Source organism: Acinetobacter sp. X9 (assembly GCF_054889255.1).
This window is the reverse complement of record NZ_CM142679.1, coordinates 1,304,101-1,321,757: the sequence shown is the minus strand read 5'-3', so window position 1 is coordinate 1,321,757 and position 17,657 is coordinate 1,304,101. Positions and strand designations below refer to the sequence as shown.

Below are 17,657 nucleotides of genomic sequence, written 5' to 3'. Positions count from 1 at the left end.
AAGAAATCCCTTCAAATTACAAAGATTGATGAACCTATTGTTTTACCTGCTTCCAAATCACGATGAGCTTGCACGGCATCCTTTAACTCATAGCGCTGATTAATTTCAATTTTGATTCGTCCATGCCGAACATGATCAAATAATTCATTTGCCAGTTCTTTCTTCTCGGCAGGATCTGCAATGTAATCTGCTAAAGCTGGACGTGTGACAAACAATGATCCTTTCACGGCGAGTAATACCGGATCAAAAGCAGGGATTGGACCAGACGCTGTTCCTACACAAACCAACAAACCACGGCGTTTGAGCGAGTCTAATGAACTCATAAAAGTGGCTTGGCCAACACTATCGAAAACGACATTTACACCCACGCCGCCTGTTAACTCACGTACACGCTCAGCAACATTTTCATGACTGTAGTTAATGACATGATCACAACCATGAGCTCGCGCTACGGCAGCTTTTTCTTCTGAAGATGTGGTACCAATAACAGTCAAGCCAAGTAATTTAGCCCATTGAGAAACGATCAGCCCAACACCACCTGCGGCTGCATGTAATAAAATTGAATCGCCCGCTTTAAAGTCATAAATACGGCGCATTAAATAAGCAGCGGTCAACCCTCGCATGGTCATGGCTGCCGCTGTTTCACAAGAAATTTCTTCAGGTAATTTAATTAAAGCATTTGCTGGAATTAGACGGTGCGTACTATATGCACCTAAGGTATTTAAAAAACCTGTATAAGTAACTCGATCACCGACTTTAAGCTGAGTCACTCCTTCGCCCAAAGCTTCGATTACGCCTGAAGCTTCGACGCCCATGCCATTAGGCATTGGAATTTGATAGGTTCCATTACGAAAATATGTATCGGCATAATTTAAACCGACTGCCACATGACGTAGGCGTACTTCTCCAGCTTTTGGATCTCCTACTTCTACATCTTCATAGCGCAATACTTCTGGCGTTCCTGTTCCATAGAAACGTATAGCTTTCGTCAACGTCATGTCCTATTCCATATTTTGGTTTTTTATTGAGTGCCTATAAAAGCAATAACCAAAATTACAACAGTTAGGATATGGGCCACTTTACATTTGACGACACAAGCTTAACGTTTAATGACAAAGGATATTCGAAATATTGCTAAACAGTATTCCCAGCAATTACAGCAGATATATTTAAATTGGTGCTATGAGAATTTTTATTTTCATTCAAGCTAAAACTCACCGCCTCTTTGGCGTGAATGGTCGTAGTATCAAATAAAGGAACCGAGAATTTAAGCTCACCAATTAACATACAAATTTCAGTACAACCCAAGATAATGCCTTGTGCGCCTTCAGCTATAAGTCTTTCTACAATAGCGATATACTTTTGCTGTGAATCAGGGTTAATCACGCCTAAACAAAGTTCTTCATAAATAATGCGATGAACTGTCTTTCGGTCGGCTTCATTTGGAATAACAACATCAATTCCATAATCCTGCAATCGAGCTTTATAAAAATCTTGCTCCATTGTAAAAGCTGTTCCTAACAGTGCAACTTTACCAATATTTTGACTCAAAATTTCTTTTGCCGTTGCATCAGCAATGTGTAAGAAAGGAATCGAAATTGAGTCTTCAATCTGCGCAGCAATTTTATGCATGGTGTTAGTACACACCAAAATACAATCTGCCCCTGCTTTTTCTAAATTTAGCGCTTGCTCAGCTAAATATGCGCCAGCTTCTTGCCATAAACCCTTCGTTTGCAAGGCTGCTATTTCTTCAAAATCGACACTATTAATAATGACCTTAGCAGAGTGCAATTTTCCTAATTTATGATGAACCATTTTATTAATTTTCTGATAATAAAGCGCTGTCGATTCCCAACTCATTCCACCTAATAAGCCGATTGTTTTCATTATTGAATCCTTCTATTTATGTAAAATTTATCTATATCTCTTATGGGTAAAGCACAGCTAGAATAAAATTGCTTTCTTAAATTTTTTCTTGCTTATCTTATTTATTAATCTTAAACGCTGTGAAGTCGATAGAAATTTTTAAGTTGATTAGACCTAGTTTATTAAATTTCCAAAACAGAAAACGCTCTCCATTAAACCCAAATCATAAAACATAAGAATTCACGCAAAATTCACGACCAGCTATTTAATTTGATCTTATAAAGTTGGCTTGGATATCGACATGAAAATTATAACTACAGCCCTAGGGTTGATTACTTTGGTAGGTTTAACGGCGTGTAAAAGTGTGCCTAGTTACTCAGGTGACTATGGCAAAGCTGACCAAAAAATTACTGGTATAGAATTAGATGATCAACAGGCGCTAGATATCGGCAATCGTTTTGTCGCTGCATTTAATACGCTCGGCACCCCTTCATTTGTAAATAATGCCAGCAATCTTTACGCTGATCAGCTCTATATCAACGATACACTCTCACAGTTCTCTCAAAAGAAAGATCTGATTCAGCATTTTGAAGGCATGAATGACCGAGTGAGTAATGTCACTGTAAAACTCATTAGTGCAACTCATCACCAAGATACAGCTTACATCCATTGGTACATGTCCTATGACTTTAAAATGCTAGGTCGTTCAAAAACCATGGCTTCTTATGGAATTAGTCAGATTAAGATTAATGAACAACAAAAAATTATTTTCCAGCAAGATTATTGGGATCCAGCGAATGGCCTCTACCGTTCTTTACCAATATTTGGAGGAGTATATAAATGGATATTGCCGTTCAAAAAAGTCGAATCTTGATATTTCTAGGAATCTTAATCGTATCTCAGGCGAATGCGGCTGAACTAAAAAAATGCAGTTCAGCGCCTTTAATGGTGACGAGCAAGAAGGTTGGAAATGTCAGTTATTTTGCTGAAGATTGCCTAAAAAATTGGCAAAGCCAAAGCATCAAAATGGACTTTAGCTATAACCGCGATATTCCCGAGTGGGCATTTAAACGCGCAGCCACCCACTTTTTGAAGAAAAATGTTAGCGGCTTTGATGCGAAATCCCCGCTTAATCATATTAATGAACTATATAGGCCAATTAAGAGTGGAGATCTCTATAGTCTCTACTATCAACATGAAAATCAAAAACTAGAATTAAAATTAAACCAGAAGCTGCTCGGCTCTTTGAACAATCCGAATGCAAATCAATATTTTAAAATCTGGTTTGGTAGCGAACCGTTTAATGCTAAATTAAAACAACAACTATTAAATTAATGGCTTAATAAAATCTCATGGGTAATCACTTTATCCTCATGGTTGAGGACCATTTTGAACTTGCAGCAACAGTCTGCGAATTTCTTGAAGTGCATGGTTATATCGTCGATCATGCACGTAACTTAGATGCTGCACGAACTTTTCTCAAATCTCAGCATTATCATCTTTTGTTGCTCGATATAAATTTGCCCGATGGCTCGGGTTATGACCTATGTAACTGGCTACGTACCGAACAAGGCGTTGATATTCCCGTTCTTATGCTCACAGCAAGAGATACTTTAGATGACAAACTTAAAGGTTTTACTGCTGGCACAGATGATTATTTGGTAAAACCTTTTGATTTTAATGAATTAGTGATGCGGATTCGTGCATTAATAAAAAGAGCAGCTGGCGAAGTCACTCACCATAAAATTCAAATTCACGACTTAATTCTTGATAGCGCAACTCAAACCGTGGTTCGTGCCGGAAATAATATCGAGTTACCCCCTATTCAATTTAAACTATTAAAAATTTTGATGCGCCAGTCTCCCAAAGTAGTGACCAAGCAAGAACTGATGATGGAATTATGGGGTGATGAAGAACCTGAAAGTGATGCGTTACGCAGTCATATCTATAACCTAAGAAAAATGGTTGATAAACCTTTTGATCCTAAACTATTACATACAGTGGCAGGTGTCGGTTTAAAAATTGCTTTGGAAGATTCCGCGACTTAACTTAAATAGACCACAACAATTAAGCCTGTGGTTGGCTCCAAATCGAGTTCAGGATGAGTGGTTAAATAATATTGTCGATCAAACAGCTCCACTCTCCATCCTAATTGCTTGCAAAGCTTTTGTACCAATTGCAAACCAATCCCATGACCTTTAGCCTTTAAGGAAAGTTGTGAGTCGCTGAGCTCTTGCACCTTTACATCGTTAGGTAAAGAAATTCCAATTCCATTATCTGCAATAATCAGGCTGTTTTTTTGTTGAATGATGTCGATTTGTGAACCTTGAGAATAATTAAGCGCATTACGTAAAATATTACCTAAAACCATTTGAGTCATAGAAGGATATAACCAGCGTGGCTGTTCAGCTGAGTCTGGATGAATACTAATATGTATTCCTTTACTCACACTCATCACTTCTAAACTTTCAACTAAATCCTTTACTGTTTTGGATAATAAATTTTTCTCAGATGGCAAGCTCTGTACCGTATTACGTGCAATCGCAAGTAAGGTATCAACGAGCAACTGCATATCTTCAATTGTATTGTGAAGACGGACTAGGGATTTATCGTCTCCATATTTCGCCTGACACAGTTGCACATTACCTTTCAAGATGGTGAGTGGAGTGCGTAACTCATGACTCACATCTCCAGTAAATTCTCTTTCGCGTCGAATAAAATCACTTAAAACCTGATGATATTTTTCTAAAGCTTGTTTGAGATATTCGGCTTCCATATTGCCATTAGTATTAATATCTCTAAAAGGAGATGCCTGAGTATCTTGATGTGCCCAATCAATATTTTCTAAAGCATTCGCTAAGCGCGTAATCGGGGAAAAATAGCGTCTTGCTCTTCGATTTGACCACCACAAAAAGCTATATAAAACAGATAAGCTGAACATCAGTGGAGCAAGGCCAAATAACCAAATCAGTTTATTAACATTACTTTCGCCAAATACCAATAGAACATGCTGACCATTACGCTCACCATAGACCGTCATTCTTTCTTTACCATCAACGAATACTCTGTGCACGCCACTTTCTAAATGCATTCCCCGAAAAGGTTGAGGCGCGACCTGTGTATTCCACCGATATCCATATAAATTTTTAGTATCTGGTAAATCAGCATTTGGATTACGTTCTATGCGTAACCAGTAATGCTCCATTTCCTGTTCTAAAGCGGTTTTAAGTAAAGAGCCCTTAATCACCCAAGCACTACAAGCCAACCCGACCACGATCGATAATGCAATCAGACCAATCTGCAACCAGTAATATCGATTGAACATTTGGGCTAATGGATGACTCGCTTTGCCATCATGTCGATTTTTTATCATATCTTTATCGCCGGGATAGGCTATAGAAATTACTATGATCGCTTTTTAAATAAAAAGTGACCAATGACCCATTCTTGACCTTGCTCAAAACCAAATAACTCAGCACAAGCCATGAAGAAAATACGCCAGCGTTGCCACCAAATATTGGCATCTTTTCCATAGATTTTTTTAAACAGGGGCTTCAGTTCGACTTCTTGGTTATCCATGTTATCAAGCCAAGCATTTGCCGTTCTCATATAGTGCTCACCCGACCACTGCCACTGTTGGGCCAACTCTAAATGCTCTTGAAAATGCAAAAAAGTCGAAGTCGAAGGCATTAAACCGCCAGTAAAGAAATACTTGGACATCCAATCATAATCTGATTTCACTTCAAAAGGATAATGTAAAAAGCGATGGCAAAAAATATGACACCAAAGTAAGCCGTCTGCTTTTAACCAGCCCTGAATTTTTTCAAAAAGACGTTGGTAATTACGTACGTGTTCAAACATTTCGACCGATACAACACGATCAAACTTGTCTTGGTCTAATTCAAGTACATTCACATCACAGGTAAGCACTTCAACATTGGTTAAACCTCTCAACTCTGCTTGCCGAAGAATATGCTTTTTCTGAGTTGCAGAATTTGAAACAGCCGTAATCTGTGAGTGTGGATAGTTTTCTGCCATCCACAAAGTTAAAGAGCCCCATCCACAGCCTAACTCTAAAATGTGTTGACCGTTTTTAAGTTGTGCTCTTTCACAATAAAGCTGAAGAGCTAACTCTTCTGCCTCATCTAAAGTTGTGGTTTTAGTCGGGAAATAACACGCACTATATTTGAGTCTTTTTCCAAGCACCGCCTGAAAAAACTCGGTCGGCAATTCATAGTGCTGCTCGTTTGCCTTATCCGTTTCAACGGCGATTTCGCTCTTCTTCAGCATATTAAGCACATCCATGTAGCGCTGTGCCCCTTGTTCAGGGTCATAACGGCCTTCTTGGATTAAGCGCTTTTTACTTAAAGCACGAATTGCAGCTCGAATTGCATGATCTGGAATCACACCACTTTCAACAATTTTCAAAGACTGATGAACAATAAAATCCATATGCGCACCTATTTTTTGGGTTTTCGCGGAATAAACATTGATGTTTTTTGTTGATAATCAAGATAATTTTGACCGCGACTTTTAATTGCTTGTTTTTCACTAAATGGAATACCCGTGACGTAATATAAAAATAACCACATCAGTAACGGATAAATCCACAATACATATTGGCCTGCCGCTAAACCAATAATTGGATAGGCAAACCAGTGTAACCATTCAAAAAAATAATTGGGGTGACGTGAATAACGCCATAAACCCTGATCCATCGTTTTGCCATGATGATCTGGATTTAATTTAAATCGGTATAATTGCTGATCAGCGAGCTGCTCTCCAATAAAAGCAATTACCATGATGACAGCTGCAATTACTAAAGCGACTTTATATCCACTACTCCATTCAGTTGCCTCTACATTGAGGAGCATCCACATCGGCAAAAAGAACAAAAGCACTAAAAGTGTTTGAAAGATAAAAAAGAATAAAAAGCCAACGTGCTGGAACTTACCCAGCGACTTACGCATGTTCGCGTAACGACCATCTTCTTTTTGTTCGGATTGATAACGTCTTAAAAGATGCCAAAATAATCTTAAAAACCATAAGCCGCTAAAAATACCGACAAAAAGTCGCACTTCAACTGGAGCAACTGAAATGAGTAAAGAAGACACAATAATGTTTACTGCCAGACAGAAACTCCATGCAGCATCTACAATTCCAGCTCTGCCATTTAGAGTGGCAAGTAGCCAGCTCAGCAACATGATCATTAAATCTAGAATCAGTAAATTCCAAAACATGAGCAGTCTCCTTACTTGAGCTGTTTGATTTAGTAACTGGTACTTTCAAACAACAAGTGAACATTGCTTATCACGCCTTCTTTAAAACCACCTTCGCAATAACATAAATAAAAATCCCACATGCGAATGAAGTTTTCATCAAAACCTAGAGCCAATACTTGTTCCCGCGCTGCTAAAAACCGCGCTCGCCAGTGATGAAGTGTGTGCGCATAACTTAAACCAATATCATTTAAATGCTTTAACCTTAAACCACTTTCAGAAGCAGTTTGTGTCAATACACTTACACTAGGAATGAAGCTACCGGGGAAAATATAGCGCTTAATATAATCAACTGTATTTAATGCTTTTTTATATCGGAAATCTTCAATAGTAATGGCTTGAATAAATGCCAAACCTTTCGGTTTTAATAGTGCTTTACATTGATCAAAGTATGTCGATAAATATTGCGCACCAACTGCCTCAACCATTTCAATTGAAACCAGCTTATCGAACTTGCCTTCGAGCAAACGGTAGTCTTTAAGTTGCACATCAATTCGATGTGCCAAGCCAGCTTCATTTACACGAGTAACGGCTTCATCATATTGAGCTTGTGAAATGGTAATGGTGGTTACTCTACAGCCATAATGTTGAGCTGCATAAATGGCAAAACCACCCCACCCACTTCCAATTTCAACTAAATGATCTAGTGGTTTTAAATCTAACTTTTTACAAATGATCTCTTTTTTTAAATCAGATGCTTCTTCGAGAGTCATGTTTTCATTTTCAAAAACGGCGCTCGAATACATTAAAGACGGATCTAAAAATAATTTAAAAAAGTCGTTGCTTAAGTCGTAGTGCTCGGCAATATTTTTACGGCTACCACTTATAGAGTTCTTTCGATTTTGATACCACGCTTTAAGAAAAAACTGGCTCGCTTGAGCAATAACATTCTGGTTGATTTGGTCCAATACAGCTCGATTACGTGCCAAGATCTGAATCAACTCGACAAGGTGCTCGCTGCTCCAGTCACCACGGATGTAGCCTTCTGCTGCTCCCAAAACACCATTTTTTAAAATGAGATCCATCAATAAAGAATTGTGAACTTCAATCACAGCATGTAAGTCTGAAACTTCACCGACCGTCCCATTCCACGCGCCCTGAAAAGTGATCTGTCCATGACGTAGTTTGAGAAGACTCTTGAGCAGTAACGGTAGTGAGTCATCTTCACCATAAAGAAATGTTTTTATCATGTCTTATCTACCTTGATCTTTTTAGGATGACGATAAAATGGAACTTTTTTTCGCCACAACTTAAATGCCTCTAAATATATTGAAAACAACATTTTAAAAGGCGCCAGGCTGTTTATAAGAGCATATCGATATTGCTGTGAAGGAAATGTGATGGGCACAAGCTCAAAGCGCATAGTGGCATCAAAGACTTGTTTTTGCTCTTCAAAAAGCTGCATGTGAATGACATTCTGCTGATCTGAAAAACTAAATCGCCAACGGTAAGTCAACTGCATGGGCATGAACGGCGAAACATGAAATGATTTTTCAAAGTTAAAATCAAAACTCTGATAATCACCCACCTGACTTTGTTGTTTTATACAGTCATGTGTATAGACTTTTCGTTCATTCCATGGGGTGTTGGTAATTTCACTAAGAATAAATAACGGTTTTCCGGCTTTATTTAAAACAAAATAAAATACGACCGAATTAAACCGAAAACCTAAACAACGAGGCAAAGCCAAGACTCGGATTTCCCAGTCTGGCCGAAGATGTAAGTGATTATTTTGCAGTATCGCTTTCTCTACTCTGTCCCTTATAGAACCGTGATACATGTTTAAAAAATCATTTTTAGATAGCTTTAATACATTCCAATGATCCGTCGACCAGAGTGAACAATCTTTTGTGATATCAACTAATTGATCTGGATCGAACCATAAATAATTTAAGGTCGATCTAAACTCATGTGGTTTAGGGCTATAACGCCGATGACGAATAAGCGCAGGAGCGATAGCAAGTTTATTTAATAACATTTGAAAGCTCCTTATTTATTCTTATAACACTAAGAGTTGCTCAACAACACGTGCTGCACTACGGGCACCATCTTCATGAAAGCCCCAGCCCCAATATGCTCCACAAAATGAAGTACGATTTTGCCCATTAATTTCGTGCCAACGAGATTGAGCTTGAATCGCTTTTGCATCAAATACGGGATGTCGGTATTGCCGCTCAACCAAAATGTCTTCGGCTTTGATTTTCATATTCGGATTTAAAGTGCAAAAAACCTGAGTAGCGCAAGGTAAATTCTGCAAATTGTTCATCCAGTAGGTAAAACCATAATGTATGTCGGACTCATCGTTTTGAACTTGAGAAGTTGGTGTTACATGTACATGCCAGCTTGCCCACTGCAAACGGCTTTTAGGCATAATTGAAAGATCACGATGGACGACCATTCGATTATCTTGATAACCAAATTGGTTTAATATTTCTTGTTCAAGCTCTGACGCATCTTTAATTACATTTAGGCTATCGTCAGCGTGGCTTGCAAAAATCACCCAGTCATATTGGGCTTGCCCTTCAACGGTTTCGATCAACACAGTTTCTGGTGAACGACTCACAGCTTTTACTTCTGCAAATTTCCACTTAATGGATCGGCATTTCTTCTGAATAGCACGAATATAGCTTGCCGAACCATGTTTAACTGTTTGCCATTGTGGGCGGTCTTTTAACTGCAACATGCGGTGATGTTGAAAAAAGCTCACGACAAATCGATATGGAATTTGTCCTACTTGCTCAACAGGTGCCGACCATAAGGCACCACACATCGGATAAAGATGCTCATAACGGAACTCATGACTATATTTGTGAAGGTCCAAATACTCTTCAATCGATAAATTAGGATCAATATCCGCCACATCTATATCTTTATTGTCATCATAAAAACGCAGCAAATCTGAGAGCATTTGCAGAAATTTTCGGTTTAAAAAATTCTGCGGACGGGCAAACAGCGACCATTTTTTTGAAGGATTATATTGAAGTCCACTGACCAGATTATTCACAGAAAAACTCATATCGCTGCTTTGAGTTTCTACGCCTAATGTTTTAATCATGTCGGTAAATAACGGATAGTTATAGTCATTAAACACAATAAAACCACTATCTACCTCGACTTTAGTGCCTTCTATCTCTAGCTCGTGAGTGTCAGTATGACCGCCAAAATAATTATTTTTTTCATACACAGTGACTTGATGTTGTTCTGACAATCTCCAAGCTGCGTAAAGTCCAGATATACCCGAACCAATAATGGCAATTTTCATAACACTTCACCGTTTTCAATTTTTTCTATCGATAAATTTTTAATCTTTTTGTATTGATAAACCTTGCCTGGTACTGGCTTTAGCCCCCACACCAAACCAAATAAAGACATCAGTTTGAGCACATAAAAAGTGATATCTATCTGCCACCAATAAAAGCCTTGTCGCACACTACCCGCGTAAAAATGATGGTTGTTGTGCCATCCTTCACCCAAGGTAATTAAAGAAAGTAGGAAGTTATTACGGCTATCATCTGGGGTATTAAAATCACGTGAACCATAACGATGAGCGAGTGAATTAATACACAAGGTTGCATGTGTTAATAGAACAGTGGAAATCACAAATCCCCACACTAAAAGTTGTAAGCCATTGGTGCCCAACTCAGGGAAATGTTGTGCAAGCCACGAACCTAAACCATAAATTGCTAAGGCCGTCAAAATCACAATAGGCAAACTAAATCGGTCTAGCCAAATTAGCTCTGGATATTTCAACCAGTCTTTAATGACTTTTTTTCGAGTGGCAAAATTTTGCTCATTTAAAAACCAGCCTACATGCGAATACCAAAAGCCTGCTTTCGCTGAATGCGGGTCCTGATCGGTGTCGGTAAAGTGATGGTGATAACGGTGATGTGCTGCCCACCATAACGGCCCGCGCTGCGCACTCATGGTTCCGATCAGTACAAAAATGAATTGAACAATACGTGATGTCTGAAAAGTTTTATGCGAAAGATAGCGGTGGAAAAAAGCAGTAATTGCAAACATGCGAAGAAAATAAAACCCCAGCATGAAGAACACAGCGAACCAAGATACGCCCACCCAAAACGCTGCTAAACAAGCGATATGTAATAAAATAAAAGGAATAATTCTTAACCATTGAATTTTCTTTTCAATGACATATTCGCTAGAAGCACCCACTTGCGCATTTTCTGAATCTGACCAGCTATCGATCCAGCGCAGAAAAAATTTAGACATTGATTCTTCCTGATCTAAAGCATTTCTTTTGGTTCTAATTTAGAAAATGCGCAATGAATTTTATGTGAAGTTCACTCGGTTACGAGATAAATATAAGCATCTACGCAACCAGCATTTCACTATTTAGACTGTGTTGTCTTAATGAGTTTAGAAACGTCGTAGCCATAGCTTTTTGCGGTTTGCAGATAAGACTGATATGTCGCCTCATCAAGTTGAGGGCTACGAGAAAGAATCCATAAATATTTATGGCTTGGACCACCGACTAAAGCAACCTGATAATTTGGGTCAACTCTTAAAACCCAGTAATCGCCTTTTGTAAAAGGAATCCATCTAAGGCCAGAAGGTAAAAAGCTCACCTTCAATTTACTGTTGCCTTCATTTTGCGGATAGGCCACACCTTCAGATGAGATCATTTCACCTTTTTTAGTCGTACAACTATTTAAAACACCAACGGTTTTGTCCGCGTTAATAGAATAGTTTGCAGTTGTATTGGCTACACAATTACGCTGAAAAAACATCGGTAAATGCGCAATTTCATACCACTTACCTGCGTATTTATTAATATCAATAGAATCAACAGCGACAGGTTTAGTATTGGTGTCGGCAAAGGTGCTCAAAGGAAGCATTAAGCTGACCGCTGCAAGGCTACTGCTGATGACAAGTGATTTAAATAATAATTTCATGATTGCCCTCTTCTGTTTATTTCATACGTTTAAACATACGTCAGAGGGCTGTGAACAAAGTGTGAATTTTAAAAATTAAGCAACATTAATAAGGATTTAATTGTATTTCTTTAGTGCATCTGCAACTGGAAAATCAAGCTCAAAGCACACACCCTCAACCGTGTTATAAACTCGATAGCGGCCATGATGTAGATCCATAATTGAAGCAACAATCGACAAACCTAATCCACCTGTTTGGTTCTCATCACTTCGACTTGAATGGCATTGGTAAAATCTTTCAAAAAGATGCTCAAGTTGATGTTCAGCAATTGAAATACCACCCGTTACCACTGTCAGGCTGAACCATTGCTTATGCTCAATCATCTTATGTTTTGTTGCGATATAAATAGTTCGCTTGTCACCACCGTGAACCAACGCATTTAAAATCAGGTTATAAACGGCTCTTTGAAAAAGCTCAGGATCTGCAAATAATGTTTGAGCTTCTAAGTTAAAACTAAAATGACAGTCTTGTTCCTCGGCCTGATATTCAAAAATCTGGCATAACCTATCAATAACATCTTGGATATTTATTTCTTGTTTATTTACAAGCACCATTTTCTGATCGGCTCTTGCCAAGAAAAGCATGCTATCAATCATGCGTTTTAATCTGTGGTAATCGTCTAAATGAGACACCAGCAAATCTTCATATTGCTCAACCGAACGTTCGCCAGTTAAAGCAATCTCGGTTTGCCCAATCAGATTATTTAAAGGTGTGCGGAACTCATGTGCGATATCTTCAGAAAAACGGTTGAGCTGCGTATAGCCCTTTTCAATACGCTCAAGCATGTAGTTTATATCTTTTGAAAGCAGATCAACTTCTAAAGGTGAATTTGGGAGGTTTAACCGTTTCTGTAGCTGATTTACGTTAATAGAATGAGTTTGCTTGCGAAGCTGTTGTAGCGACTTTAAACCTAAATGACACACTAAAATGCAAAGCACAAAGATCGCAAACACGCCCCCGACCACATACATCAAGAGACTTTCTTGAAAAGGTAAAAGAATATTAATGCGTTCCGACCATTGTTTACCTGCAATGAGCAGATAAGGTTCGTTATTAATTTTTATGGATTTCCAAGCAATGCGCGTTGGATAGGGGTTGTTCACTAAATCTTGAAATTGAAGACTATCGCGCTGTGCAAGTTCAGGTAGTTGAATGTGAAGCGGATTGATATTAATTAAAGTTTTGTCTTTATGAATAAGCAGAAATAAGTTGTCTTGATTGCCAAGCATGTTTTGATACAGCTTAGGCCGCGCAATAATTTGCTCTACATTTTCGCTATCTTGCAGCAAAACTTCCAAACGGTTAATTCTGTCTGCTAAAGCTTTATCTTGTTGCTTTAATAAAATCTGGTTAATACCCAAATAGGTCATAAAGCCGACTGAACATAAAATTAAGGCAGAACAGAGCGTGACCAGTAATGTAATACGGACTTCAAGAGAACGTAGAAATTTAAAGTTCATAAGCTAACCGAAATTTTATAGCCCAAGCCACGTATGGTATGAATGAGTTTTAACTCATATCCCTCATCAATTTTGCTTCGTAAACGGCGTACCGCAACGTCAATAAAGTTAGTATCAGTGTCAAAATTAATATTCCAAACGTCGGAACCAATTTGTCTGCGTGTCACGATTTGTTCTTTGTTGAGCAAAAGGTAACGCAACAAATTAAATTCGGTTTTGCTCAGCTCAATTAAGTTTCCGTTACGCCATACTTTATGAGCAACCAAATCCATTTTTAAATCGCTAATAGACAACTCGTTTTCTTGCAGATATTGCTGTCTTCTTAACAGGCTTTTAATGCGTGCCAATAGTTCAATATAGGAAAAAGGCTTAGCCAAGTAATCATCTGCACCCAACTCTAACCCTTTCACTCTATCCATCACCTGATCTTTCGCCGTTAAGAAAATCACCGGAATTTTTGAAAACTGGCGTAGGACTTGTAATATGCTCCAGCCGTCTATGTCTGGCAGCATGACATCAAGAATAAGCAAGTCATATTGATCTCTCTTTAGCATTTCCAAACCTTGCAGCCCTAAGTAAACACACTCCGCTTGATATCCAGACTCTTTTAATCCTTTGACCAAATAAGTGGCGATCTTGATCTCGTCTTCAATAATAAGGATACGCATTTTGTAGAGACTCATTTGAAAGATGACAACTTTGTAATGTGATTGTCATGCTTGAAATTAAGCAATTTGTTTAAGATTTTCAAAGCGACATAGAGGCAATCATTATGAAAAAATTGAACTGGCTGATGTTAGCAGCCGTGCTATTTGGTAATAGTACTTTTGCACAGCCCCCTGCTTTGAATCAAGTTTATTCGTTAGATCTAAAAACTGCCCATCTGTTAGCCGACAGTGCGAAAGAGGCATGTAAAAAATTAAATCAAAATATTGCGGTTGTTGTTGTAGATCGCGGCGGTAATCCATTAACTGCCGAACGGCATGAGTTGGTTGGCCCGCATAATTTAATGGCTGCAGAGAAAAAAGCCTATACCGCGTTATCTACCAAAACATCGACCTTGGTTTTAAGCCAAAACAGTAACCAAAACCCCGATGCAAAAAATTTAACCACTGTAGCAAATTTACTTTTGTTAGGCGGCGGCGTACCTGTTCGTTTTGAGAACCAAGTGATCGGCGCGATTGGCGTTGCGGGTGCTGGCGGCGCACAAAATGACAATCAATGCGCAAACAAAGCCATTGAAACCGTTTTTCATTCATAAGGACTTCACCATGACTAAATCATTTATTGCTTTATCTTCGTTATTTATTGCTTCGGCTACATTTGCACAAACTAATCCGCTAAGTGTGCATGTGTTAAATCTAGAGACGGGTTTGCCCTCTTCTCAGGTTGAAGTGGTTTTAGAAAAAAACACCAACAACCAGTGGGTTAAACTCAATCAGCAAGTGACCGACTCAAATGGTCGTATTACTGCACTCTATCCAGAAAATAAAAAACTAGAGCAAGGTGTTTATAAAGTTACTTTTAAAACTGAAGACTGGTTTAAAAAGAACAAACAACAAACTTTTTTTGCCGAAGTACCTGTAATTTTTAAAGTTGATGGAAGCGTAAATCACTATCACATTCCTTTATTACTTAGCCCTTACGGTTACTCAACCTATCGAGGCAATTAAAATAAAAAACCCCTTTATCTGTTGTGCACAAATAAAGGGGTTGGTTAAAAGCGCTTGGTTTTATGAACAAACACCATTGCTAATAACCGATTTCTTGTTTGAATCTAATGCAACAATTGAAGAAGAAACCGTATTAATAATTTGAGTCATTGCTTCACTTGAGGCATTCACAATCGCATCCATCTTTTTAGCTTTCTGATCAATCGGCTGCTTAAAAGCAATTCGACAATTGAGCTGAGATCCTGCATTCGTGATGACTTTTGCATTATTTGACTCTAATTGAGTGGGCGGTATTTGACGCTTCACTACCCAAGACACCGCAATATTAATATAGCTTTTATCTACAATATCAAAATGAGAAAAGTCTGTAGAAACTCGATATAAAGGTTGGTTGTTTCCAGCTAGCCCACTGCTATAACTGTCAATTGCCCCTAATTTTTGCTGCAAACCCGCCGACAAGGTATCGCGTAATTGCGTACCCATGGTCGATGTCCAGCGTTCATTGTTTAACACCGTAGACTTACCACTACTGTCTTGGAGTACCAAAGGCGCACGGTCCAATCGGTCTGGAAGCCCGACGGGTAAAACCTCAATCACCTGCACTGTTGATTTTGTAGCCGCAGTAATTTTAGGGGACATCGTATAATAATTTGGTGTTGGCGAACTCGAACATGCCGTCATGGCAACTGCCGTTAAAAACAGGCCGCTCCCAAGCAGCCAGTTGGCTGCTTTAGGATGTTGAAAAGATAGAGTGTTTTTATTTTTCATCATCGGTCTCTGGTGTCTTACCACGAATAATTGATTCAGGATGTTGCTCAATATAGTCTGCCATTAACTGTAATGAAGCAGCTGCACGTGTCATTTGCTGCAATGCTTTACGTACGTCTTGTTGTAACGGCGCATCGCTCGACAAAATAGACTCTGACGATCTTACAGTTTTACGAACATCGTCTAAGGTTGCTTGTAAACCAGGTGCAACTTTTCCATCTAACTGTTTAACCAGTTTGTCGGTAGACTCAATGGCTGTGTTCATATTGTTGAGCGTTTTACGTACATCTTGCCCAATCTCAACTAACGGGAATTTAGTTAACTTGTCAGCAATCTGAGAAACTTGTGCTTGTAAGCCACTCAATTCAGTTGGTGTAGTTGGAATCACCACACGGTCATCACTCAAAATTTGTAATGTGGCTGGCTTAGCTTTAGGGAACTTATCTAGGGCAATATAGTTTTGGCCCGTGAGAAGGTTGCCTGTTCTCATTTGAGCACGCCATCCATGTTCAACAAAATCTTTGAAAATATTGCTGTTTGGATTGAGTGCCTGTCCATTCTCCACGCGTGACGGATAAATAACAGCCTCAACACGCATACGAATCTGCTTATAGTTGTTGTAAAACTCAGCATTAATCGATTTAACATTACCAATTTCAATGCCCATGAAATCAATTGGCGCGCCAACAGACAGTCCACGTAATGAATGATCAAAGTACATAATCACACCACGAGGTTGCCCGTCAGGTTCTTTTAATGCCTCAGATTTCGAGTCCCAAAGATTAAAGCGACTATGATTTGCCGCTGTAGTAGCACGCGAGCTTTCAGGGATTCCAAAAGCAATACCGCCCGCGACAATACTTGCCAGAGATTGAGTATCTAAACTAAATCCTGAAGCATTCAGGCTTACATCGATGCCACTCGCCTGCCAAAAACGTGCATCGGTGGTGACAAACTTATCATACGGTGCACGGATAAAAGTTTGTAGCTCTACAGTTTTACCATCGTTAGACAATTTATAGGCTGTAATTTGCCCCACATTAATTCGACGATAATAAATTGGAGAACCGACATCTAAAGATCCCAAGTCATCTGCATTTAAGAAAAATTCTTTGCCCGGCACATCGGAAGTAATCACTGGCGGTATTTCTAAGCCAGTAAATTCAAGCTTTTTCTCTTCCGACTTGCCACCATCCACTTCAATATATGAACCTGACAATAATGTGTCTATTCCTGAAACCCCACTCGTCCCAATACGTGGTCGCACAACCCAAAACCGTGAATCTTTTGCGGCAAAGTTACTCGCATCTTTACGCAAATCAATTCTGGCAATCACGTGTGAACGGTCTTCTGAAAGATCAATCTGGCGTACTACGCCAATATCCACCTGTTTATAACGGACCGTTGTTTTACCTGCCACCAATCCCTCAGCCGTTCTAAAAGATACGTCAATGGTCGGGCCGTGAGACAAGAGAGCTTTTATCGCTAATGAAAGCGCGATTAAAAGAGCAATCAATGGAATGAGCCAAATTAAAAGAGGCTTCCACCGACTTTTCTTTTCTTGGGGTTCTGGCAAATCATTCATGCTATCCAGTTCAACATCTGGATCACGACGATCTGAGTTACCAGGGGTTATTTCATTTTCAGACATACTCATT

Annotated in this window: 19 protein-coding genes; 5 read left to right on the top strand and 14 right to left on the bottom strand. The window is 39.0% G+C overall.

The features are described from left to right. Positions 1-11 precede the first annotated feature (11 nt). The gene (locus tag ACYU0V_RS06285; RefSeq protein WP_461849438.1) at positions 12-998 is read right to left on the bottom strand and encodes a quinone oxidoreductase family protein; all 987 of its coding nucleotides are present in this window, start codon (positions 996-998) and stop codon (positions 12-14) included. 136 nt (positions 999-1,134) lie between these two features. Further along, positions 1,135-1,887 carry an aspartate/glutamate racemase family protein gene (locus ACYU0V_RS06280; RefSeq protein ID WP_461849436.1) on the bottom strand — a complete coding sequence of 251 codons (753 nt, stop codon included), beginning with the start codon at positions 1,885-1,887 and terminating at the stop codon, positions 1,135-1,137. 280 nt (positions 1,888-2,167) lie between these two features. Here ACYU0V_RS06280 and ACYU0V_RS06275 point away from each other — a divergent pair, with 280 nt between their 5' ends. Genes ACYU0V_RS06275 through ACYU0V_RS06265 form a run of 3 tightly spaced genes read left to right on the top strand, consistent with a single transcriptional unit; the run spans position 2,168 to position 3,914 of the window. Then, a complete protein-coding gene (locus ACYU0V_RS06275; RefSeq protein ID WP_057070498.1) occupies positions 2,168-2,740 on the top strand; it encodes a nuclear transport factor 2 family protein in 573 nt (190 codons plus the stop codon). Continuing rightward, positions 2,707-3,201, top strand: coding sequence for a chalcone isomerase family protein (locus tag ACYU0V_RS06270; RefSeq protein ID WP_017398543.1), 495 nt, complete (start codon positions 2,707-2,709; stop codon positions 3,199-3,201). Before ACYU0V_RS06275 ends, ACYU0V_RS06270 begins: the two co-directional genes overlap by 34 nt. A gap of 17 nt (positions 3,202-3,218) precedes the next feature. Beyond that, positions 3,219-3,914 carry a response regulator transcription factor gene (locus ACYU0V_RS06265; RefSeq protein WP_069035843.1) on the top strand — a complete coding sequence of 232 codons (696 nt, stop codon included), beginning with the start codon at positions 3,219-3,221 and terminating at the stop codon, positions 3,912-3,914. On the opposite strand, the gene ACYU0V_RS06260 is transcribed toward ACYU0V_RS06265, so the two are convergent. The 10 genes from ACYU0V_RS06260 to ACYU0V_RS06215 all read right to left on the bottom strand — a co-directional run bounded on the left by ACYU0V_RS06260 (position 3,911) and on the right by ACYU0V_RS06215 (position 14,226). Beyond that, complete coding sequence (locus ACYU0V_RS06260; protein WP_110981775.1) at positions 3,911-5,239, bottom strand: sensor histidine kinase; 1,329 nt, start codon at positions 5,237-5,239, stop codon at positions 3,911-3,913. The genes ACYU0V_RS06265 and ACYU0V_RS06260 overlap by 4 nt on opposite strands. Before the next feature lie 32 nt (positions 5,240-5,271). Beyond that, positions 5,272-6,318 (bottom strand): SAM-dependent methyltransferase, encoded by a 1,047-nt coding sequence (locus ACYU0V_RS06255; RefSeq protein ID WP_336236653.1) that lies wholly within the window; start codon positions 6,316-6,318, stop codon positions 5,272-5,274. An 8-nt stretch (positions 6,319-6,326) separates the two neighbouring features. Then, a complete protein-coding gene (locus ACYU0V_RS06250) occupies positions 6,327-7,106 on the bottom strand; it encodes a DUF1295 domain-containing protein (RefSeq protein ID WP_461849432.1) in 780 nt (259 codons plus the stop codon). 29 nt (positions 7,107-7,135) lie between these two features. Next, positions 7,136-8,335, bottom strand: a complete 1,200-nt coding sequence (locus tag ACYU0V_RS06245) for a class I SAM-dependent methyltransferase (protein ID WP_461849431.1) — start codon at positions 8,333-8,335, stop codon at positions 7,136-7,138. Then, on the bottom strand, positions 8,332-9,123 hold the full coding sequence (locus ACYU0V_RS06240) for a DUF1365 domain-containing protein (RefSeq protein WP_069123658.1): 792 nt from the start codon (positions 9,121-9,123) through the stop codon (positions 8,332-8,334). The genes ACYU0V_RS06245 and ACYU0V_RS06240 overlap by 4 nt, the downstream gene beginning before the upstream one ends. A gap of 21 nt (positions 9,124-9,144) precedes the next feature. Continuing rightward, a complete protein-coding gene (locus ACYU0V_RS06235) occupies positions 9,145-10,407 on the bottom strand; it encodes an NAD(P)/FAD-dependent oxidoreductase (RefSeq protein WP_461849429.1) in 1,263 nt (420 codons plus the stop codon). Continuing rightward, the gene (locus tag ACYU0V_RS06230) at positions 10,404-11,375 is read right to left on the bottom strand and encodes an acyl-CoA desaturase (RefSeq protein ID WP_461849427.1); all 972 of its coding nucleotides are present in this window, start codon (positions 11,373-11,375) and stop codon (positions 10,404-10,406) included. The genes ACYU0V_RS06235 and ACYU0V_RS06230 overlap by 4 nt, the downstream gene beginning before the upstream one ends. Positions 11,376-11,494: 119 nt before the next feature. Then, positions 11,495-12,058: a lipocalin family protein gene (locus ACYU0V_RS06225; protein WP_032005388.1), complete on the bottom strand. Its 564-nt coding sequence runs from the start codon at positions 12,056-12,058 to the stop codon at positions 11,495-11,497. A 96-nt stretch (positions 12,059-12,154) separates the two neighbouring features. Further along, positions 12,155-13,558, bottom strand: coding sequence for a heavy metal sensor histidine kinase (locus ACYU0V_RS06220; RefSeq protein WP_461849425.1), 1,404 nt, complete (start codon positions 13,556-13,558; stop codon positions 12,155-12,157). Continuing rightward, positions 13,555-14,226 carry a heavy metal response regulator transcription factor gene (locus ACYU0V_RS06215; RefSeq protein WP_075383638.1) on the bottom strand — a complete coding sequence of 224 codons (672 nt, stop codon included), beginning with the start codon at positions 14,224-14,226 and terminating at the stop codon, positions 13,555-13,557. Before ACYU0V_RS06215 ends, ACYU0V_RS06220 begins: the two co-directional genes overlap by 4 nt. Before the next feature lie 125 nt (positions 14,227-14,351). Here ACYU0V_RS06215 and ACYU0V_RS06210 point away from each other — a divergent pair, with 125 nt between their 5' ends. Beyond that, positions 14,352-14,819, top strand: a complete 468-nt coding sequence (locus tag ACYU0V_RS06210) for a GlcG/HbpS family heme-binding protein (protein WP_080776771.1) — start codon at positions 14,352-14,354, stop codon at positions 14,817-14,819. 10 nt (positions 14,820-14,829) lie between these two features. Then, the gene (gene uraH, locus ACYU0V_RS06205; protein WP_000167347.1) at positions 14,830-15,231 is read left to right on the top strand and encodes a hydroxyisourate hydrolase; all 402 of its coding nucleotides are present in this window, start codon (positions 14,830-14,832) and stop codon (positions 15,229-15,231) included. A gap of 60 nt (positions 15,232-15,291) precedes the next feature. On the opposite strand, the gene ACYU0V_RS06200 is transcribed toward uraH, so the two are convergent. Together ACYU0V_RS06200 and ACYU0V_RS06195 are read right to left on the bottom strand one after the other, a co-directional pair. Further along, positions 15,292-15,999 (bottom strand): PqiC family protein, encoded by a 708-nt coding sequence (locus ACYU0V_RS06200; protein WP_461849422.1) that lies wholly within the window; start codon positions 15,997-15,999, stop codon positions 15,292-15,294. Continuing rightward, complete coding sequence (locus ACYU0V_RS06195; RefSeq protein WP_081309635.1) at positions 15,989-17,656, bottom strand: PqiB family protein; 1,668 nt, start codon at positions 17,654-17,656, stop codon at positions 15,989-15,991. Before ACYU0V_RS06195 ends, ACYU0V_RS06200 begins: the two co-directional genes overlap by 11 nt. Between the last annotated feature and the right edge of the window lies 1 nt (position 17,657).